Origin of the sequence: Bartonella sp. 1-1C, from assembly GCF_002810325.1 — a bacterium.
GTDB classification, from domain to species: domain Bacteria; phylum Pseudomonadota; class Alphaproteobacteria; order Rhizobiales; family Rhizobiaceae; genus Bartonella; species Bartonella rochalimae.
This window is the reverse complement of sequence record NZ_CP019489.1, coordinates 812,700-834,374: the sequence shown is the minus strand read 5'-3', so window position 1 is coordinate 834,374 and position 21,675 is coordinate 812,700. Positions and strand designations below refer to the sequence as shown.

At 36.6% G+C, this 21,675-nt stretch carries 17 protein-coding genes and 1 tRNA gene; 14 read left to right on the top strand and 4 right to left on the bottom strand.

Annotated features, from left to right (window positions below):
- Positions 1 to 5: 5 nt before the first annotated feature.
- From B11cv2_RS03760 to B11cv2_RS03740, 5 genes are all read left to right on the top strand, one after another.
- Entirely contained in the window at positions 6 to 1,361 is a 1,356-nt protein-coding gene (locus tag B11cv2_RS03760) for a pyruvate dehydrogenase complex E1 component subunit beta (RefSeq protein ID WP_100693377.1), read from the top strand.
- 14 nt (positions 1,362 to 1,375) lie between these two features.
- Complete coding sequence (locus tag B11cv2_RS03755) at positions 1,376 to 2,698, top strand: pyruvate dehydrogenase complex dihydrolipoamide acetyltransferase (RefSeq protein ID WP_100693376.1); 1,323 nt, start codon at positions 1,376 to 1,378, stop codon at positions 2,696 to 2,698.
- A 207-nt stretch (positions 2,699 to 2,905) separates the two neighbouring features.
- Positions 2,906 to 4,366, top strand: a complete 1,461-nt coding sequence (gene lpdA / locus B11cv2_RS03750; RefSeq protein ID WP_100693953.1) for a dihydrolipoyl dehydrogenase — start codon at positions 2,906 to 2,908, stop codon at positions 4,364 to 4,366.
- A gap of 74 nt (positions 4,367 to 4,440) precedes the next feature.
- Positions 4,441 to 5,397: a lipoyl synthase gene (lipA, locus tag B11cv2_RS03745; RefSeq protein ID WP_100693375.1), complete on the top strand. Its 957-nt coding sequence runs from the start codon at positions 4,441 to 4,443 to the stop codon at positions 5,395 to 5,397.
- A gap of 8 nt (positions 5,398 to 5,405) precedes the next feature.
- Positions 5,406 to 5,867 (top strand): type II toxin-antitoxin system RatA family toxin, encoded by a 462-nt coding sequence (locus B11cv2_RS03740; protein ID WP_100693374.1) that lies wholly within the window; start codon positions 5,406 to 5,408, stop codon positions 5,865 to 5,867.
- 21 nt (positions 5,868 to 5,888) lie between these two features.
- Here B11cv2_RS03740 and B11cv2_RS03735 read toward each other — a convergent pair whose 3' ends face one another.
- Genes B11cv2_RS03735 through rirA form a run of 3 tightly spaced genes read right to left on the bottom strand, consistent with a single transcriptional unit; the run spans position 5,889 to position 8,049 of the window.
- Complete coding sequence (locus B11cv2_RS03735) at positions 5,889 to 6,377, bottom strand: CinA family protein (protein ID WP_100693373.1); 489 nt, start codon at positions 6,375 to 6,377, stop codon at positions 5,889 to 5,891.
- Entirely contained in the window at positions 6,374 to 7,567 is a 1,194-nt protein-coding gene (locus B11cv2_RS03730; protein ID WP_100693372.1) for a bifunctional 2-C-methyl-D-erythritol 4-phosphate cytidylyltransferase/2-C-methyl-D-erythritol 2,4-cyclodiphosphate synthase, read from the bottom strand. The genes B11cv2_RS03735 and B11cv2_RS03730 overlap by 4 nt, the downstream gene beginning before the upstream one ends.
- A gap of 26 nt (positions 7,568 to 7,593) precedes the next feature.
- Positions 7,594 to 8,049, bottom strand: coding sequence for an iron-responsive transcriptional regulator RirA (rirA, locus tag B11cv2_RS03725; RefSeq protein WP_100693371.1), 456 nt, complete (start codon positions 8,047 to 8,049; stop codon positions 7,594 to 7,596).
- Between the two features lie 170 nt (positions 8,050 to 8,219).
- Between rirA and B11cv2_RS03720 the strand changes: the two genes are divergently transcribed.
- The 8 genes from B11cv2_RS03720 (at position 8,220) to B11cv2_RS03685 (ending at position 19,404) form a co-directional block, all read left to right on the top strand.
- Positions 8,220 to 10,484 (top strand): PAS domain-containing sensor histidine kinase, encoded by a 2,265-nt coding sequence (locus B11cv2_RS03720; RefSeq protein WP_100693370.1) that lies wholly within the window; start codon positions 8,220 to 8,222, stop codon positions 10,482 to 10,484.
- Positions 10,485 to 10,486: 2 nt separating this feature from the next.
- Positions 10,487 to 11,845, top strand: coding sequence for a sigma-54 dependent transcriptional regulator (locus B11cv2_RS03715; RefSeq protein ID WP_100693369.1), 1,359 nt, complete (start codon positions 10,487 to 10,489; stop codon positions 11,843 to 11,845).
- A 3-nt stretch (positions 11,846 to 11,848) separates the two neighbouring features.
- Positions 11,849 to 13,225 (top strand): Trk system potassium transporter TrkA, encoded by a 1,377-nt coding sequence (trkA, locus tag B11cv2_RS03710; RefSeq protein ID WP_100693368.1) that lies wholly within the window; start codon positions 11,849 to 11,851, stop codon positions 13,223 to 13,225.
- A 10-nt stretch (positions 13,226 to 13,235) separates the two neighbouring features.
- Entirely contained in the window at positions 13,236 to 14,042 is an 807-nt protein-coding gene (locus tag B11cv2_RS03705; RefSeq protein ID WP_100693367.1) for a hypothetical protein, read from the top strand.
- 149 nt (positions 14,043 to 14,191) lie between these two features.
- Positions 14,192 to 14,824, top strand: coding sequence for an ATP-dependent Clp endopeptidase proteolytic subunit ClpP (gene clpP, locus B11cv2_RS03700; protein WP_035007350.1), 633 nt, complete (start codon positions 14,192 to 14,194; stop codon positions 14,822 to 14,824).
- Positions 14,825 to 15,020: 196 nt separating this feature from the next.
- On the top strand, positions 15,021 to 16,295 hold the full coding sequence (gene clpX / locus B11cv2_RS03695; protein WP_100693366.1) for an ATP-dependent Clp protease ATP-binding subunit ClpX: 1,275 nt from the start codon (positions 15,021 to 15,023) through the stop codon (positions 16,293 to 16,295).
- A gap of 171 nt (positions 16,296 to 16,466) precedes the next feature.
- Entirely contained in the window at positions 16,467 to 18,893 is a 2,427-nt protein-coding gene (lon, locus tag B11cv2_RS03690; RefSeq protein ID WP_100693952.1) for an endopeptidase La, read from the top strand.
- A gap of 232 nt (positions 18,894 to 19,125) precedes the next feature.
- Positions 19,126 to 19,404 carry an HU family DNA-binding protein gene (locus B11cv2_RS03685; RefSeq protein ID WP_100693365.1) on the top strand — a complete coding sequence of 93 codons (279 nt, stop codon included), beginning with the start codon at positions 19,126 to 19,128 and terminating at the stop codon, positions 19,402 to 19,404.
- A gap of 606 nt (positions 19,405 to 20,010) precedes the next feature.
- Here B11cv2_RS03685 and trmFO read toward each other — a convergent pair.
- The gene (gene trmFO / locus B11cv2_RS03680) at positions 20,011 to 21,390 is read right to left on the bottom strand and encodes a methylenetetrahydrofolate--tRNA-(uracil(54)-C(5))-methyltransferase (FADH(2)-oxidizing) TrmFO (protein WP_100693364.1); all 1,380 of its coding nucleotides are present in this window, start codon (positions 21,388 to 21,390) and stop codon (positions 20,011 to 20,013) included.
- A gap of 180 nt (positions 21,391 to 21,570) precedes the next feature.
- On the opposite strand from trmFO, the gene B11cv2_RS03675 reads away from it, so the two are divergent.
- Positions 21,571 to 21,653, top strand: a tRNA-Leu gene (locus tag B11cv2_RS03675).
- Positions 21,654 to 21,675: the final 22 nt, after the last annotated feature.

Here is a 21,675-nt window from a genome sequence, read left to right as displayed (position 1 = left end):
CAAGTATGCCCATTGATATTTTAATGCCGGCACTTTCGCCAACAATGGAAGAAGGTAAGTTATCTAAATGGCTTAAAAAAGAAGGTGATAAAGTTAGCCCTGGTGATGTGATGGCTGAAATTGAAACCGATAAAGCAACAATGGAGGTGGAAGCTATTGATGAGGGTATCGTTGGGAGAATTTTTGTACCTGAAGGTACTGAAAATGTGAAAGTTAATACTGTTATTGCAGTATTATTGGAAGAAGGTGAAAGTATTGAAAATATTTCGCAAACTTTAAAAAAATCACAAGGAGGAGAGGCCGCTACTGTGCTATCAATTCCGGTACAACCTATTTCTGCAATTGCTTCTGATCCTGATATTCCTGTAAATACGGAAATGATTATGATGACAGTGCGTGAAGCACTTAATCAAGCTATGGCTGAGGAAATGCGGCGCGACGGGACAGTTTTCTTAATGGGGGAAGAAGTAGCGCAATATCAGGGCGCCTATAAAGTTAGTCAAGGTTTATTAGAAGAATTTGGGGCGCGCCGAGTTATTGATACACCTATTACAGAGCATGGTTTTGCAGGGTTGGGTGTTGGTGCTGCATTTGGAGGCTTACGTCCTATTATTGAGTTTATGACATTTAACTTTGCTATGCAGGCGATAGATCAAATTATCAACTCAGCAGCAAAAACTCGTTATATGTCTGGTGGACAAATGTCCACTCCTATGGTTTTCCGTGGTCCCAATGGTGCTGCTGCGCGCGTCGGTGCTCAGCATTCGCAATGTTATGCTGCATGGTATAGTCATGTGCCAGGCCTTAAGGTTGTTATGCCTTATAATGCAGCAGATGCCAAGGGTTTGCTGAAGGCTGCTATTCGTGATGATAATCCTGTTATTTTCTTAGAAAATGAAATTCTTTATGGTCATCAGTTTGAAGTTCCAAAGATAGATGATTTTATTTTACCTATTGGAAAAGCACGGATCCATAAGCCTGGTAAGGATGTAACAATTGTTTCTTTTGGAATTGGGATGCATTATGCAGTTCAAGCATTGCCAGAAATTGAAAAGCTTGGCATTGACGCTGAATTAATTGATTTACGAACTATTCGTCCAATGGATTTGCCAACAATTATTGCTTCAGTTAAAAATACAGGTCGTCTGGTAACAATTGAAGAAGGGTATCCTCAATCATCTGTTGGCACTGAAATAGCAACGCGTGTTATGCAACAGGCTTTTGATTATCTTGATGCACCAATTGCTACAATTGCTGGAAAAGATGTTCCTATGCCTTATGCAGCAAATCTTGAAAAATTAGCTTTACCAAGTGTTGCTGAAATTGTCGAAGCTGTTAAGGCTGTAACTTATAAAGCGTAATTAAGGAGAACACTATGCCTATTAAGATTACGATGCCTGCGCTTTCTCCTACAATGGAAGAAGGAAATTTATCAAAATGGAATATTAAAGAAGGTGATAAGGTTGCATGTGGTGATGTTATTGCTGAAATTGAGACAGATAAAGCGACTATGGAAGTAGAAGCTATCGATGAAGGAACGGTTGCTAAAATTGTTATACCTGCTGGAACACAGGGTGTTAAAGTTAATAGTTTGATTGTCATTTTAGCAGAAGAGGGAGAGGATTTATCTGAAGCTGCAAAAATTGCAGAAGAATCTTCTTCTGTTGAGATGAAAGAACAAGTCGTTAAACAATCTATGGAAGCAGCAAGTGTACAAGTTGTTCATTTATCAACAAACCAGAAATTAGCAAAACAAAATGGAGATAATAAAGGTCTTTTTGCGTCTCCTTTAGCAAGACGACTGGCAGCTCAGGCAGCAATTGATTTATCACTTATTTCTGGTACTGGTCCTCATAAGCGTATCATTAAGCGTGATGTGGAAAAAGCTCTGAATGATGGTATTGCAAGTTCTCATTTATTGCACATCGATCAGTCAATAGTTTCAGGTACTTCTGATAGACAGATTTTGCAACTATTTAAAGAAAGTGAATATACATTCGCGCCCCATGATAATATGCGTAAAACAATTGCTAAGCGTTTGGTTGCATCAAAACAGATGGTACCGCATTTTTATGTAACTGTAGATTGTGAATTAGATGCATTATTGGAATTACGTACGCAATTAAATGCTATAGCTCCAATGGTTGAGATACAAGAAGGTATGAAACCTGCTTATAAGCTATCCGTCAATGATATGATTATTAAGGCTGTAGCACTTTCTTTAAAAGCTATACCTGATGCTAATGTATCATGGCTTGAGGATGGAATGCTGCATCACAGACACTGTGATGTTGGTGTTGCTGTTTCTGTTCCGAATGGATTAATGGTACCAATTATTCGCTGTGCAGAAGAAAAATCTTTGTCAATTATTTCTAATGAAATGAAAGATCTTGCAACGCGTGCTCGTGAACGTAAATTGAGAATGGAAGAATACCAAGGAGGGACAACAGCTGTATCAAATATGGGGATGTATGGCATAAAGAATTTTTCTGCTATTATTAATCCGCCGCATGCAACGATTTTTGCAATTGGTTCAGGTGAGAAGCGTGCTATTATTAAGGATGAAGCATTAGCAATAGCAACAGTTATGTCAGTTACTCTTTCAGTTGATCATCGTGCTATTGATGGAGCATTAGCGGCAGAAGTTGCTCAGACTTTTAAGAAGATAATTGAAAATCCATTAACAATGTTAATTTAATTATTTTTAAATATTGCACTTAAGAATAGAGAGAATGTGATGGAAATAGCAGATCTCAATAGTTTAATGATGGTTTATAACCTCTTTTGATTTTATATAGCTTTTTCTATAGTATTTGAAGCGGTATGCAGGAAAGAGGCTTATTTATTTTGGGTCTAAAGTTTGGATAATACATCCATTTTTGCAGATATCCATGGAGGGATTATTGTGGCGGGTCTTTATGATGTAATTGTGATTGGTTCAGGACCAGGTGGATACGTAACCGCGATTCGTGCGGCACAATGTGGTTTTAAGACTGCAATTGTTGAACGTGAGCATTTAGGTGGAATCTGTTTAAATTGGGGATGTATACCAACAAAGGCACTCTTGCGTTCAGCAGAAATGAAACATTTTGCTGAACATGCAAAAGACTATGGATTAAAGCTTAATGGTTCAATAGAAGTTGATATTAAAGATGTTGTAGCGCGTTCTCGTGGGATTTCAGCCCGTTTAAATACTGGTGTTGGGTTTTTATTGAAAAAGAACAAAATTGATATTATTTGGGGAGAAGCGAAACTAACGAAGGCAGCTAACGGTAATCAACCTGCAGAAATTATGGTTTCTACATCATCCAAAAAAGTTATGCAGCCACAAAATCCAATTCCTAAAGGAATATTAGGGGAAGGGGCTTATCAAGCAAGGTATGTAATTATCGCTACTGGTGCGCGTCCTCGTGTTCTTCCTGATATTAAACCAGATGGAAAACTCATTTGGACTTATTTTGAAGCTATGGTTCCTCCTGCTATACCAAAGTCTCTTGTAGTAATTGGATCTGGAGCGATAGGTATTGAATTTGCTTCTTTTTATCATGATATGGGCACTGAGGTAACTGTTATTGAAATGATGCCTCAAATTATGCCAGTTGAAGATATTGAAATTTCAACATTCGCTCGTAAACAGCTAGAGAAAAAGGGCATACGTATTTTTACTGAAGCAAAAGTGATTAAAGTTGAAAAAGGTGCTGATTCTGTTACAACGCATATTAATGTCAAGGATAAGATAGAAACAATAATGGTTGATCGATTGATTTCAGCTGTTGGGGTTCAAGGTAATATTGAAAATCTTGGATTAGAGGTATTAGGTATTAAAACTGATCGTGGATGCATTGTTACTGATGAATGGAGTTGGACAGGAGTGAAAGGAATTTACGCTATTGGTGATGTTGCTGGTCCTCCTATGTTGGCTCATAAGGCAGAAGAGGAAGGTGTAATATGTATTGAACATATTGCTGGTTTAAAGAATGCTCATCCGCTGGATAAAACAAAAATTCCAGGATGTACATATTGTACGCCACAAGTTGCTTCTGTAGGATTTTCAGAAATGGCGGCAAAAGAAGCAGGTTATGATATACGCGTTGGACGTTACTCTTTCTCAGCGAATGGTAAAGCAATTGCTTTAGGAGAAGATCAAGGATTAGTTAAAACTATTTTTGATAAAAAAACAGGACAGCTTCTTGGTGCGCATATGGTAGGGTCAGAAGTGACAGAGCTCATTCAAGGTTTTGTTATTGCTATGAATCTTGAAACAACAGAAGAAGAATTAATGCACACTGTTTTTCCACATCCAACATTATCAGAAATGATGAAAGAGAGTGTATTGGATGCTTATGATCAGGTTTTAAATGCTTAATGATTAGGTTATATGCAAATTTAGATTATGTGATTTTTCATCAACGTTTTATATCTAAAAGACAGAGGTCTTGAATGGTTACGGTGCTTGATAAAGTTACGAGTAGACGTATGCGGCACCCTGAAAAGGCGCATCTTCCCGATACAAGTATTCAGAAAAAACCGAGTTGGATTCGTGTAAAAGCACCAGTATCACCAATATATAAGGAAACGCATGATGTGGTGCGTACCAATAAATTGGTTACCGTGTGTGAGGAAGCAGGTTGTCCAAATATTGGCGAATGTTGGAGTAAACGACATGCCAGCTTTATGATTTTAGGTGAAATATGTACGCGAGCTTGTGCTTTTTGCAATGTTGCGACAGGTGTCCCATTTGCAGTTGATGATAATGAGCCCGAACGCATAGCAGATGCTGTTGTGCAAATGGAGCTAAAGCATGTCGTTATTACATCTGTTGATCGTGATGACCTTTCTGATGGTGGTGCACAGCATTTTGCTAAAGTTATTTATGCTATTCGTCAGAAAGCTCCAACGACAACAATTGAAGTATTGACGCCTGATTTTCGGAATAAGGATGGTGCATTGGAAATTGTTGTTGCTGCGAAGCCTGATGTTTTCAATCATAATTTAGAAACAGTGCCATCAAAATATTTAAAGGTCCGTCCAGGAGCACGTTATTTTCATTCGATTCGGTTATTACAACGCGTTAAAGAACTTGATCCGACAATCTTCACAAAATCAGGAATTATGGTTGGTCTTGGGGAAGAGCGGAATGAAGTTCTTCAACTGATGGATGATTTGCGTTCTGCAGATGTTGATTTTATGACAATTGGGCAATATTTGCAGCCTACACGTAAACATCATCCTATTATTCGTTTTTTAACTCCTGAAGAGTTTGAGTCTTTTGCCAAAATTGGTAAAGTAAAGGGTTTTTTACATATGGCGTCTAATCCTTTGACACGTTCATCTCATCATGCAGGAGATGATTTTAAAGCTTTGCAAAAAGCACGTGCTGAAAAATTTTCCCAATAGAGATAATTATGCCGACTTTTACAACACATCGGCAAGTTTCCTATACTGCTCATGAAATGTTTGAGCTTGTTGCCGATATTGAGTGTTATCCTGAATTTTTACCGATGTGTGAGTCTTTAATTATACGTTCTCGGAAGGAACGTGAAGAGAAGACTTTGCTTCTTGCTGATATGACAGTTGGTTATAAGATGTTTCGAGAAACTTTTACAACTCAGGTGTTTCTTCATCCTAAAGAAAATCTTATTGAAGTTAAATATATTGACGGTCCATTCAAATACCTTGAAAATCGTTGGGTCTTTCATGATCTTAAAAATACAAATGCATGTGATATAGAATTTTTTATTGATTATGAGTTTAAGAGCAAAATGCTTGGGTTGGCTGTAGGATCAATGTTTAGTATTGCTTTTCATAAATTTACTGATGCTTTTGAAAAACGTGCACATCAAATTTATGGTTTTTCAACAGTATGATTTTTCAGTTATGAAGGAGAGCTATGAGAAATATCTAAGAATAAGACTTAAAGCACTTTCAACGGTTTTATGGCGAATAATATTGCGATCAGAATTCTCAAAACGCATTTCTTGATGCATAGTTGCGTGATTTTTATAAGCTGTCGCACAATGGACAAGTCCTACTGGTTTATTTAAATATGCTCCTCTAGGTCCAGCAATGCCTGTTACAGCAACTGAAATTGAAGCTCGTGAGTATTTCAGTCCACCTTCAGCCATTGCAATAGCAACTTCTTTTGAGACCGATTTATATGTTTTGATAAGTTCAGGGCACACGCCAACAAGATTAGTTTTAGATTCATTTGAATAAACAATAAATCCACAGTCAAATACATCTGATGATCCTGCAATGCTGGTAAGATTTGCAGCAATAAGCCCTCCTGTGCAAGATTCTACAGTGGTTAAGAGCAAATTTCTTTCACGACAAGCTTTAAGGACAGCCTTCGCCAGTGTTTCACAAAGGTATGTCATCGTGGAATTTCTCCTGGATAAATAACTGTAGTAACTGCAAGAGCTGCAATGCCTTCTTCACGACCAATGAAACCAAGCTTTTCATTGGTTGTTGCTTTAATAGAGATGCGATTAGTTGAAAGTTTGAGTATGTTGCTAAGGTTTTCTGTCATTATATGACGATAAGGATTAATTTTAGGTTCTTCAGCAATCAAAGTAATATCCACATTAGCAATACGGCCATCTGCTTGCTTAATTATATTAATGGCATAACGTAGAAAAACTTCTGATGATGCATTTTTCCATTGAGGATCAGAAGGAGGAAAATGCGTTCCGATATCTCCTGCTCCTTGAGTTGCTAAAAGAGCATCTGTTAAAGCATGAAGAGCAACATCAGCATCAGAATGTCCACTTAATTTCTGTTTAAAAGGGATTTTTATGCCACACAAAATGAGATAATCACCTTTTTCGAAAGCATGGACATCATAACCATGTCCAGTACGGATATCAGGGAACATTTGCGTCCTCTTTTGTAAATATGAATAGGCAGTTTCAAAATCTTCTGGCCACGTAATTTTTATATTATTCGGATTTCCAGGAACCGTTTGCATAGGGATTCCGAACCATTCAGCGATCGCTGAATCATCAGTAAAATTTTGTTGGTCAGATTGTCTTGCTTTTTCATGAGCTGCTAAAATGAGTTCAAATGGAAAACATTGTGGCGTTTGTGCAGTATAAAGATTTGTTCGTGGGATTGTATCTAAAACATGGCCTGTGTTACTTAAACGTTTAAGGGTATCTGATACAGGAAGGATGGGGAGTACACCTTTTCGATGATCAACAATAGTGTGTATTTGTTCAAGAAGCTTTTTTTCTACAAAGGGACGTGCACCATCATGAATATGAATATACTTTGGTTTGATATTTTTGAGTGCATTTAGTCCATGTAAAGTGGATATTTGACGTGTATCACCTCCTTCAACAATGATGAGGTGCTCTTTCAAATCAGCTATAGCATTTTCACATATTTGACGATCATCTGGATGGATAACCAAAACGATAGTTGTAATAGAGGTGTGTTGCAAAAAACAATGTATAGTATGATAAATAACCGGTTTTTGTCCTAAAATCCGGTATTGTTTAGGGCCATTTTGTGAAGATCCTGCTCTTTTGCTGCGTCCGGCAGCTAATATTATGGCTGCAATAGAAATATCGAGTTTCCTTTTGAAATTTCATCTTAATTAGCGAGTTGTTTGCTGTTTCCTTTATCAATTTTAAATTGAGGTTGAGAGGATAATAATTGCAAATCAGCAATGGATGTTAATGATAATACATCAAAAAAAGAGTCTAAAGCTTTTTTTAATACAATATTTAGACCACAGAAATTTATTAGTGGACAATTACTTGATTGATTATCGAAGCATTCTGCCATGGAAAAGTTATCTTCTGTTATCTTAATAACATCAGCTACTGAAATTTCTGTTGCAGGTTTAGCTAATTTAACACCGCCATTACGTCCTCTTACTGTTTTTATAAAGCCTGCTTCGACTAGTGGTTGAAGGATTTTGAATAAAAAAAGTTCAGAAACAGCATATGTGCTTGCAATTTCAGGAATACGGCTTAGTGCTTCCTGATTAGAAGCACAATACATGAGCATCCGGAGTGCATAATTTGTTTGTTTGGTTAATCGCATTGCAAATCCTATGAATATCCCCTGAATAATATAACCACTTTTAAAGTGACTATGAAAAATGTGGAAGCTCTTTCTTAATTTTAGATTAGTTATATTTTAAATCATAGTATTGTCAATTTTTGACATAAGGATTTATATGAAAGCAGTAAAGAAAGTATTGTAAGGTAATTATGAATACAGCATTCGTAACGAATCCCAAAGGTATCGATCAAAATATCTCTAAAGATGAATCGCGACGTTTGAACAGTGTGTATACGTTTTTAGGTATTACAATTATTGTATTAGCTTTGCTGACCGCTTCTATCTCATTTATTATTCTTATTGGATTAACACCTATTGTTCCTAATAGGGCTGTAACATTATTTTTTATAGCTATTAATAGTATTTGGATTTTGGGACTTATAGTCATTGTCTTGTATGAGGTAATTCCCATTATTTATGCTTGGAGATCAAGGCGTGCTGGCTCGCGCCTTCATGTACGGCTTATTTCTTTGTTTGCGCTTGTTGCGACATTGCCAGCTGTTGCTGTTGCTCTTGTATCTGGGCCCGCTCTTAATCTAGGCCTTGATCGATGGTTTGATACGACGACTCGACAAATTGTAGGTTCTTCTATTGATTTAGCAAATGCTTATGCAGATGAAATGCTTCAAAATTTAAAGAATTTATCCTATGCTATGGCATTAGCACTAGATGATAAAAGACTTTTGGCACGTAATCCAGCTGAATATCGAATGCAATTGACGCGTCATGCTGTAGGGCGTAATCTTCGGGGTGTTTTTTTATTAAGCTCAGATGGAACTATTTTTGCATCAAGTGATCTTGGTGATGAGGAAAAGCTCCCTATCCCACCACCTTATCTCATTGGTCAGGCAACCAGTGCAAGGCCTTTTTCTTTTCAGCCAGGAGTTCATGATTATTTTGGTATTATTTTGAAATTTAATAATATTTCAAATACATTTTTGTATTTGGTGCGTGATGTTGATCGAAGTGTTTTGTCTGCTTTGCGCTTGACAGAGGTTAATACAGACCGTTATCGTGATTTGAATGAAAATCGGCTACCGACACAAATTGCATTTGGTATGCTTTATTTATGCCTTTTTTTAAGTTTATTCTTATCCGCTATTTGGACTGGTATCGCTGTTGCTGATCGTTTGGTATGTCCTATCCGGCTTCTTATTAGCGCAGCTGATGATGTTGCTTCTGGAAATATGGAAGTTTTTGTACCAGTACGTGCGAGAGATGGGGATATTGGACAGCTATCAAAGACTTTTAATTATATGGTTAGTGAGCTTAAAAGCCGGCGTAATGAGCTGATTGCAGTTCGTGATCAAATTGATGAGAGACGGCGATTTTCTGAAGCTGTTTTATCTGGTGTAACAGCAGGAGTAGCTGGGATTGATGTTAATGGCAATATTACAATTATTAATCGGTCTATTGAAACAATGTTTGGTATTCGTTCTGAGCAAGTTATTGGGTGTAATCTTGTATCGTTAAGTTCTGAAATTGGGCAGGTTTTTAAGCTTGCTTGTTCATTAGGGCGTAAGAATTATCGTGAGCAAGTGACTTTAAAAGTTGCAGGGCAAGAGCGTGTTTGTAATGTGCAAATGACAATGGAAGAGAATGATGGACAGGAACAGTCATGGGTATTAACAATCGATGATATTACAGATCTTGTAGAAGCGCAGCGCTCATCAGCATGGGCAGATATTGCGCGTCGTATTGCGCATGAAATTAAGAATCCCCTCACACCTATTCAGTTATCCGCTGAGCGTATTCGTAGACGTTATAACAAAATTATCACACAGGATCGAGGAGTTTTTGATCAGTGTATTGATACGATTATTCGGCAGGTGGGAGATATTGGGCGTATGGTCGATGAATTTTCTTCTTTTGCACGTATGCCTAAACCGCAAATGCGTATTTCAGATATACGGGGATTATTGCATGAAGCCTGCTTCTTGATAGAAGTTACTCGTCATGATATTCATTTTGAGAAAGATTTAGGAAATGTACCACTTATAGGTGCATTTGATACTCGTCTTATTGTTCAGGCTTTTGGAAATGTTATCAAAAATGCGAGTGAAGCAATTGATGCTGTGGCGCGAGAAAAAAGTGTTTGCGGTCATATTCTGATACGCTCTTATCGCCAAGAGGAGTGTTTAGTTGTTGAAATTATTGATAACGGTAAAGGATTTCCTAAAGAGCAAAGACATAAATTATTAGAACCTTATATAACAACGCGGGAGAAAGGCACAGGGCTTGGATTAGCCATTGTACGTAAAGTTATTGAAGATCATGGTGGTTACATGGAGTTGCATGATGCATTAGAAAATTTTTATGAAGGCCGTGGTGCAATGATTCGCATGGTATTTCCAGTCGATAAAACAGAGCATAAAAGCGTTACACAGAGCACAAATCATGAGATAGGTGAGTAAAGATGGTGTCAGATATCTTAATTGTTGATGATGAAGCAGATATTCGTGAACTTGTTGCTGGTATTTTGGATGATGAAGGTTATGAAACGCGTATTGCATGTAACTCTGATGAAGCATTAGCACAAATTAGTGAACGTGTTCCAAAGTTAATTTTTTTAGATATTTGGTTACAAGGGAGTCGTCTTGATGGTTTAGCGTTGTTGGATGAAATCAAAGTTCAATATCCTTCTATTCCGGTTATTATGATTTCTGGTCATGGTAATATTGAAACCGCCGTTTCTGCTATAAAACGGGGAGCATATGATTTCATTGAAAAACCTTTTAAAGCTAGTCGACTCCTATTAGTTGCAGAGCGGACTCTTGAAAATTCGCAATTAAAGCGTGAGCTTTCAGAATTACGAGAGCGATCAATTGAAACACCGGAATTACTTGGAACATCTAATGTTATGAAGCATTTGCGTCAAGTCATAGAGAAAGTAGCTCCTACTAACAGTCGAGTTATGATTGTTGGCCCTTCTGGTGTAGGAAAAGAGATGGTAGCTCGTTCTATTCATGCACTTTCAGCGCGTTCTAATGGTCCATTTGTTACAATAAATGCTTCAACAATTACTGCCGAAAAAATGGAAATAGAGTTATTTGGTAGTGAATTGGAAAGAGAAGAACGCAAGATTGGTGCATTAGAAGAAGCTCACGGCGGAGTCTTATATATTGATGAAGTGGCTGATATGCCGCGTGGAATTCAAAATAAGTTTCTTCAGGTATTAACGAATCAGACATTTGAAAGAGTTGGTGGCACGAAACGTGTAAAGGTAGATGTTCGTGTCATTTCTTCAACAACGCAAAATCTTGAGCGTCTCATTGCTAATGGACAATTTAGAGAAGATTTATTTCATCGACTTTCGATTGTTCCTATTGTTGTTCCACCGCTTTCTGCACGCCGTGAAGATATTCCAGAACTTGTACATCATTTTGTTAAAAAGATATCGCAGCAAGTTGGTATTAAACCTCGTGAAATTAGTAATGACGTTATAACTATTTTGCAAACGCATACTTGGCCAGGGAATGTGCGTCAGCTACGCAACAATATTGAACGTTTATTGATTCTTGTGCGTGACGGTGATGGACCAATAACAAAAGAATTACTTCCTGCTGAAGTTAATGATTCTATCCTACATATTCAAATGGATACAGATAAAAATATAATGGATTTGCCATTACGTGAGGCACGAGAGTTATTTGAAAGGAGGTATTTGATGACACAGATTGAGCGCTTAGGCGGAAATATATCACGTACTGCTGAATTTATAGGTATGGAGCGCTCAGCTTTGCATCGTAAGCTTAAGGTGCTTGGAGTTTCATAGGTTATGCATGTTATTATTTGTGGAGCAGGGCAGGTTGGTTATGGGATAGCAGAACGTCTTGCTGCAGAGAATCATGATGTTATTGTTGTTGATACCGAAGCAAAACTAATTGAAAAAATTCGTGATACATTAGATGTTAGATGTATCATTGGTCATGGTTCAAGGCCTGAAGTTCTTTTGGCTGCGGGTGCTGATGAGGCTGATATGTTGATTGCGGTGACTTTATTTGACGAAGTCAATATGGTAGCTTGTCAAGTAGCACATTCATTATTTAATATTCCAACTAAGATAGCTCGTATTCGCTCACAATCATATTTAGAACCGCGTTATAAGAATCTTTTTGCGAGAGAGAATATTCCTATTGATGTGGTTATTTCTCCAGAAGTTGAAGTTGGGGAAATGGTTTTGCGTCGTATTACTTTGCTTGGAGCTATAGATGTTCTTTATTTTTGTAATGATGCTGTTGTTGCACTAGCTTTAGAATGTATGGAGGACTGTCCGGTTATTAATACGCCTTTACAGCAACTAACAGAGCTTTTTCCTAATTTACAAACGACCGTTACTGCTATTAAACGTGGTTCAGAATTATTAATAGCGTGTTCAGATACACAATTACGCGTTGGTGATATCATTTATCTTGTTTCAGCTCGTGATCAAGTACGTCGTGCACTTAGACTTTTTGGTCATAAAGAACAAGAAGCACATCGTATCATTATTGTAGGTGGTGGTCATATTGGTCTTTATGTGGCTCAAGCTATTGAAAAGCGATTACATAAAATAAAGTTGAAGATTATAGAAATAGATAAAGAAAGAGCACTAACTATTGCTGATCAACTAGAAAAAACAACTGTTTTATATGGCAATGTTTTAGATCCAGTTATTCTTCAAGAAGCTGGCATTGGTCAAGCTGATTTAATGATTACATTGACCAATCAAGACCAAGTGAATCTCTTGAGTGCTATTATAGCTAAAAGACTAGGATGCAAGGCTAATATGGTGTTGATTAATAATGTGGCTTATCAAGAATTTAGTCGTGCGGTTGGTGTGGATGCATATTTTAATCCTCGAAGTGTAACTGTATCAAAAATTTTACAACGAATGCGTCGTGGACGTATTCGCGCTGTGCATTCTGTTTTTAATGGCGCTGCGGAAATTATTGAAGCTGAAGCAATGCAAACATCTTCATTAGTTGGTAAACCGTTGAGAGAGCTTAATTTACCAGAGGGTTTGAGAATTAGCGCTATTTATCGTAATGAGACAGTCATACAGCTTTCAGGAGATACACGTATTTTGCCTGGTGATCGGGTAGTAATTTTCGCTCTTGCTGATAGTGTGCGTGATGTTGAACAATTATTTCGTGTAAGCTTGGAATATTTTTGATAGATTATTTATGGATATTTGTACTTTTTGGTATGGAAAACAATTGAGGCTAGTTGATTGGTTGTGTTTGTCATCAATGGTTAAGGTTGGTCAGCGTGTTAAGCTTTTCAGCTATGAAAAAGTAGAGAATATACCTGTTGGTGTTGAATTGCATGAAGCCGAGTCAATTTTGCCACATTCAGTATTTTATCGTCTTGATCCCAATTTTCCTGATTATGAACCTTGTCGTACAATTGTTCAATTTTCAGATCTTTTTCGCATTATGTTAATGAAATATGAGAAAGGGGTTTGGTTAGATACGGATGTTTATCTTGTTAAACAGTTCCATCCAGAAGTAGGTCAGGTTTGGTTAGCAAAAGAAAACGCTGCAAGAGTAGGAGTCTCTGCACTTTATTTACCACCTGATAACCCTATTATAAAAGCATTTGAAGATTATTTGGCGGGTGCAGAGATTATTCCTAATTGGTTAGGTTTTAAACGTCGTGTTTGGATGCCATTTTTGCTGAGAAGAAGGAAATTGCCGGTTTTACCGGGAAGGATTGGAATTACTATATTTGGTAATGATGGTATTTCACGGTTAGCGAAAAAGAATGGTTTTTTTCGAGAAGCAAAGAATAAAAAAACTTTTTATTATTGGACAGGACGAAAAGCTGAAAGGATTTTTGATCCAGCTTTTGGTGTTGAACTAATGAGAGATCCAAACTTTATAGGATTTCATATTCACAGAAAGGAAAAAACAATTCAGAAACCTCAAGAGGGAAGCTTTTACCATTGGGCAGTATCACGTATTTCTGGTGCTCAGAGTTTATTTGAGTAGGTATTATTATCATTTTAACTATTAATATTTTAATCTTACTGAAACATAATTGATTGTGACTTGCGTAAAAGAGCATTGTTGGCCTATGGATAGGCTATTAAAAATGTAAATGTAAATGCCAATTTTTAGTTATTAATGGAAGTGAAGATATGAGTGATCCAGTAAAAAAAGTCTTAAGTTTAGTTCCTATGGTTGTTGAACAAACTAATCGTGGTGAGAGAGCTTATGATATTTTTTCTCGTCTTTTAAAGGAACGGATTATTTTCATTAATGGTCCTGTTGAAGATAATATGGCAATGCTTGTTTGTGCACAATTGCTTTTTTTAGAGGCTGAGAATCCTAAAAAAGAAATTAATCTTTATATCAATTCTCCAGGTGGCGTTGTAACATCCGGTATGGCGATTTATGACACTATGCAATTTATTCGTCCTTCTGTTTCTACTTTGTGTATGGGACAAGCTGCATCTATGGGATCATTACTTTTGACAGCTGGGGCGACAGGTCGCCGTTTCGCCTTACCGAATGCACGTATCATGGTGCATCAACCTTCTGGTGGTTTTCAAGGACAAGCTTCAGATATTGAACGGCATGCGCAAGATATTATAAAGATGAAACGGCGTTTGAATGAAATTTATGTGCAGCATACAGGGCAGAGTTATGAGGTGATTGAAAATACTCTTGATCGAGATCATTTTATGACAGCAGAAGAATCTAAACAGTTTGGTTTGATTGATGATGTTATACAATATCGTGCAGAAACTGAAAAAGAAGAAAAAGATTAAGAGTTTTTATAGAAAAGGCAGTTAATTTGTGAAGCGTATAAGAATTGCCATTAAAATAGCTATTTTTAAAAATACGATCTCGTAAAAATAATAAAGAAAATTACCTAAAGATATTATGTATGTTTTTAATTGTAGTTAAGAAAAATTATCTTTAAATAGATAAAATATTCATATATCGCAGTGAAAGGAAAGTGAAATGAGCAAAACTAGCAATAGCGAGAGCGAATCGAAGAATACTCTCTATTGCTCATTCTGCGGCAAAAGCCAGCATGAAGTGCATAAGCTTATTGCAGGGCCTACCGTATTTATCTGCGATGAGTGTGTAGAGCTTTGTATGGACATTATTCGTGAAGAAAATAAATCTTCTGGAATTAAGGCGCGTGATGGTGTTCCTACTCCGCAGGAAATTCTAACGGTTCTTGATGACTATGTTATTGGTCAACGTCATGCAAAGCGTGTTCTTTCTGTTGCTGTTCATAATCATTATAAACGACTTGCTCATCAATCTAAGAGTAGTGATGTTGAATTAGCAAAATCAAATATTCTTCTTGTTGGACCAACAGGATGTGGTAAAACATATTTAGCACAAACATTGGCACGTATTATTGATGTGCCTTTTACTATGGCAGATGCAACGACTTTAACTGAAGCAGGCTATGTTGGTGAAGATGTTGAAAATATTATTTTAAAGCTACTTCAATCTGCTGATTATAATGTTGAACGTGCGCAACGTGGTATCGTATATATTGATGAAGTTGATAAAATCTCTCGTAAAGCTGATAATCCCTCAATTACAAGAGATGTTTCTGGTGAAGGTGTTCAGCAAGCGCTATTAAAAATTATGGAAGGGACAATAGCGTCGGTTCCTCCGCAGGGAGGACGTAAGCATCCACAGCAAGAATTTCTTCAGGTTGATACAACGAATATTCTGTTTATTTGTGGAGGAGCTTTTGCTGGTTTAGAGAAAATTATTTCAGGACGTGGTGAAAAGACTTCAATTGGTTTTTCTGCTGCTGTTAAGGCTCCTGATGAGCGTCGTGTTGGTGAGATATTCCGTGATTTAGAACCTGAAGACCTTATTAAATTTGGCTTGATACCGGAGTTTATTGGTCGTCTTCCTGTTATAGCGACTTTGGAAGACTTAGATATTTGTGCGCTTGTTCAAATTTTATCACAACCCAAAAATGCGTTAGTGAAACAATATCAACGTCTTTTTGAAATGGAAAATGTTCAGTTAGTTTTCCATGAAGATGCTTTACGTGTTATTGCTAAAAAGGCTATTGAGCGTAAAACTGGTGCACGTGGTTTACGCTCTATTATGGAAAGGATACTTCTTAACACTATGTTTGAATTACCAGCTCTTGTAGGTGTTCAAGAAGTGGTAATTTCTAGCGATGTAGTTGAAGGCAAGGCTTGTCCTCTCTACATTTATTCAGATCATATAGAAAATAAAGAAAATGTATCAGCGTGATCTATAATATAAATTTAGCTATTGTGTTATTTTGGTATAGATATTTTGTATATAACAGCGTAATTACTTGATTTATTGGTCCATAATTATCATTTCATTTATTGTAGAGAGTTGGCTTTTTAAAGAGTGACTTGTATTATGAGCGAGTCAGAGGCTCTAGAAAGGAAAAATATGCAATATATTGATGAAAAGACAGGCGAGGAAATAGAAGGGTTTTACGCTATTTTGCCACTTCGTGATATTGTTGTCTTCCCACATATCATTGTTCCGCTTTTCGTAGGCCGAGAAAAGTCGATTTGTGCTCTTGAAAAGACAATGGTAATGGATAAACAGATATTACTGGTTACGCAAAAAAATGCTTCTGATGATGATCCAACTTCAGAAGGTCTTTATGATGTTGGTACTATTGCTAAAATTCTTCAGCTTTTAAAACTTCCCGATGGAACTGTAAAGGTTTTGGTTGAGGGGACTGCACGTGCAAAAATTAACCAATTTATTGATAATGATGATTATCTTCAAGCTTATGTAACGATCGCAGAGGAAACTAAAGATGATGATGTTGTTGAAATCAAGGCTCTTTCTCGGTCAGTGATTTCTTATTTTGAAAATTATGTAAAGTTAAATAAGAAAATTTCTCCTGAGATTGTCAGTGCTGTTAGTCAAATTAGTGATCCTTCTAAACTTGCTGATACTATTGCATCTCATTTGGTTATTAAACTTGCAGAAAAACAAGAAATACTAGCACTATTGCCTATACGTAATCGTCTTGAGCGTGTACTTTCTTTTATGGAAGGAGAAATTTCCGTTTTGCAAGTTGAAAAGCGTATTCGTTCACATGTCAAACGGCAGATGGAAAAGAATCAAAGGGAATATTATCTTAATGAGCAGTTAAAGGCTATTCAGAAAGAATTAGGGGCAGGTGATGAGGGGCAGGATGAACTATCTGAACTAGAAGAGCGTATCAGAAAAACTAAGCTTTCGAAAGAAGCACGAGAAAAAGCTGGGGCAGAGCTCAAAAAATTACGTAATATGTCTCCAATGTCTGCAGAGGCAACGGTTGTACGTAATTATCTTGATTGGCTTTTAGCTATTCCTTGGAATAAAAAATCAAAAATTAAAAATGATCTTAGTTTTGCTGAAAAAGTTATGGATAATGAGCACTTTGGTCTTGAAAAAGTCAAAGAGCGAATCGTTGAATATCTAGCAGTGCAGAGCAGATCATCAAGAATACGAGGTCCTATTATTTGTTTGTTAGGCCCTCCTGGTGTTGGAAAGACATCCCTTGCGCGTTCTATTGCAAAGGCAACGGGTCGGGAATATGTTCGTATCTCATTAGGAGGTGTTCGTGACGAGGCTGAAATTCGTGGGCATCGCCGAACTTATATTGGTTCTATGCCTGGAAAAATTATTCAGTCTATGAAAAAAGCAAAAAAATCTAACCCGCTTTTTTTGCTTGATGAGATTGACAAAATGGGACAGGATTTTCGTGGAGATCCTTCATCAGCTTTATTAGAGGTTCTTGATCCTGAACAGAATGGCACATTTATTGATCATTATTTAGAAGTAGAATATGATCTTTCCGATGTTATGTTTATTACAACTTCTAATACACTGAATATTCCAAGTCCATTAATGGATAGGATGGAAATCATTCGCATTGCTGGTTATACTGAGTGTGAAAAGATGGAGATTGTTAAACGGCATCTTTTGCCAAAAGCGTTAAAGGATCATGCTCTTTCTAAAAGAGAATTAAGTGTTTCTGATGATGCGATAAGATCAATTATTCAATTTTATACGCGTGAGGCTGGTGTTCGGAATCTTGAGCGTGAGTTGATGAAAATAGCACGTAAATCAGTTACAAAAATTCTTAAGACTGATCAAAAGTTTATAGAAATTAGGAATGATAATATTGATGATTTCCTAGGTGTTAAGCGTTATCGTTTTGGACAAATTGATGGTGAAAACCAAATTGGTGTTGTTACAGGGCTTGCTTGGACTGAAGTAGGTGGGGAGTTGCTAACCATTGAAGGCGTTATGATGTCGGGCAAAGGTAAGATGACTGTAACTGGTAATTTGCGCGATATTATGAAGGAATCAATTTCTGCGGCAGCGTCTTATGTACGTTTTCGTGCTGCTGATTTTGGTATTGAGCCTCCATTTTTTGACAAACGTGATATTCATGTTCATGTTCCGGAAGGTGCTACACCTAAAGATGGGCCATCAGCAGGGATTGCAATGGTAACAGCAATTGTTTCAGTGTTAACAGGAATACCTGTTTATAAAGACGTTGCTATGACTGGTGAAATTACTTTGCGTGGATGTGTGTTACCGATTGGTGGACTAAAAGAAAAATTGCTTGCGGCTCTTCGAGGAAGAATCAAGAAAGTACTTATTCCTGAAGAAAATGCGAAGGATTTGGTTGATATTCCCGATGATGTCAAAAATAATATGGAAATTATTCCGGTAACTCATGTAAGTGAAGTTCTTAAACACGCTTTGATTCGTTTTCCCGAACCTATTGAATGGACAGAATCTTCCACAATATCTGAAACTGTTAAACCAGAAAGTGATAATGAGGGAATGTTAGTTGCGCACTGATTCACGTTATGAGCTATAATTATGCTATAAAAAGCACAAAAGAGCCATGTAGGGAGCTGTAATTTTATCTATTTTAGATAAATAATGAAAAAATTCCGTGAATAACTACGATTATTTCTAAAAAACAATGCATTGAGGAAAAATAGCACTTCTGTTTCCTGTACTTTTCAATAAAATTACTCATAGCCGATTAAATTTTATTATTCGGCAATATAGGGAAAGGAAATGTTTAATGAATAAAAGTGAATTGGTTAATTCAGTTGCTGAAAAAGCAGGTATCTCGAAAGCTCAAGCTGGTGCTTCTGTTGATGCTTTTATTGCTTCTGTTACAGAAGCTTTAGCTTCAGGAGGTGATGTTCGTATTCCAGGTTTTGGTTCTTTTGAAGTTTCTCATCGTGCTGCTACAAAAGGACGAAACCCTTCAACCGGTGCTGAAATTATTATTCCTGCGCGTTCTGTACCTAAATTTTCTGCGGGAAAAAGTCTTAAAGAAGCTGTCAATAATAAATAATTCAAACTACTTTTTAAAAAACCGGTTTATTTATAAACCGGTTTTTTCTAGAAATGCTTAGAAGTAGTCAGTACATACTTGTGAGATATATTATTTTAGCTTTATGGATGAAATATAAAAACTGTATGCTGATTTATGTAGCGGGAATTCAAGTAATCAATCGAGTATTTATATTAAACAGTAATTGAGATACATTTATTTAATTATTTTTTATCGTTATCATTCAAGTGTCATCATAGCTATTTTAAATTAATAGCCTATCTCTTTAGTTTTTTTGTGTAAAAAAGCGTAGATGTTTCTACTGACGTTATTAATGTTAGCTAGTGTATCTAGCTGACCAGTAGTGCTCTTTCATTTGTTATATTAAAATATTTATATAAGTTGTTGTTAAATAGTGTTTTTATAATAATAGAAATATATTATTTAGAGTATTAATACTTATATAATTACGACATTTTCTTTTTATAGCGAATTATAGTGAAAAATGAGACATATTTTAACAAAACAAACAATCTTAAATTATTTTTTAGCAATAAACTAAATTACTTAATAGATCAAAAATTAGATTAGCAAATGTCGTAATTATAATCAAATACAATGGTTCAGTTAAAAACTATTTTTTAACCATTGAATACAATCGTTTAAAGCTTGTTCAATTATAGCTTGTTTTTTTTCTTTATGTGATCGTTTTTCTAAGTCATTGGTGGAAATAATAGGCGGAAAAAGGCCAAAATTGATATTCATTGGCTGGAAGGATTTTTTTCCTTTTTCGATAGTAGCAATATGACCACCAGTAATATGATTCAATAGAGCTCCAAATGCTGTAGTTTTTGGTGGTAGAGAAGGGCAAGCATGATTATATTCAGCAGCAGCAAAACGTCCAGCGAGCAATCCTATCGCTGCTGATTCTATGTAGCCTTCACAGCCTGTAATTTGTCCAGCAAAACGCAGTTGTGGTTTTTGTTTTAAACGAAGACTTTCATCAAGAAGGATTGGTGAATTGAGATACGTATTGCGGTGAAGGCCACCAAGGCGTGCAAATGCTGCTTTTTCAAGACCAGGAATCATTCTAAAGATGCGTGTTTGCTCACTATATTTCAATTTTGTTTGAAAGCCGACCATATTGTAAAGCGTACCCAGTTTGTTATCTTGACGTAATTGTACAATAGCATAGGGTTTGATTGTGGGGTGATGAGTATTGGTGAGACCCATAGGTTTCATAGGACCATGTCTTAGAGTTTCAAGTCCACGTTCGGCCATCACTTCGATTGGTAAGCATCCATCGAAATAGGATATATTTTCAAATTCACGAAATTCTACTTTCTCTCCACTTATCAATGCTTCAACAAAAATTTTATATTGTTCTTGATTTAGAGGACAATTAAGATAATCTTTTCCTGTTCCTTCAGGACCAATTTTATCATATCGAGATTGGTACCAACAAATGTCCATATTAATACTTTCAGTATAAATAATGGGTGCAATAGCGTCAAAAAAAGAAAGCGCTTCTGTTCCAGTTATTGCTTGTATTGCTTGAGAGAATTCTGGTGTGGTAAGAGGACCAGTGGCAATAATAACATTATGCCAGTTTTCAGGAATCTCATGAATTTCTTTGCGTTGTATGGTTATAAGAGGATGTTTTTCAAGTGTTTCTGTAACAGTTTTTGAGAATTCATCACGGTCAACAGCAAGTGCACCTCCAGCTGGTACTTTATTACTATCTGCAGCCTTCATGATTAACGATTTGGCTAATCGCATTTCGGCATGTAAAAGTCCTACAGCATTTTTTGATGCATCATCTGAACGAAATGAATTTGAACAGACGAGCTCTGCAAGTTTATCTGTTTTATGAGCATCAGATTTTCTTTTTGGGCGCATTTCATGCAAGACAACAGGAATTCCTAATTGAGCAATTTGCCAACTTGCTTCACTGCCTGCAAGACCGCCGCCGATAATATGGATTGGAGTTTTCAATTTATTTAACATGACTTACTTTATTAGTGGAAGGAGTCCTTTTTGAAAAGGATGAATTTTATCTCTATAATTTTGTGAAAAGAATTATTTATTGAGTTAATAAAGGATAGTCATTTGCTTTTTTTCTTTAATTGGTTGGAATTGAATGCTATAGAAACGCCGCTGACATGAAGTTTTTGTTTATAAATTTGAGCGGATGTGGCGAAATTGGTAGACGCACCAGATTTAGGTTCTGGCGGGAGACCGTGGGGGTTCGAGTCCCTCCATCCGCACCAAAGTAATAGCTTTAAGCGCTAC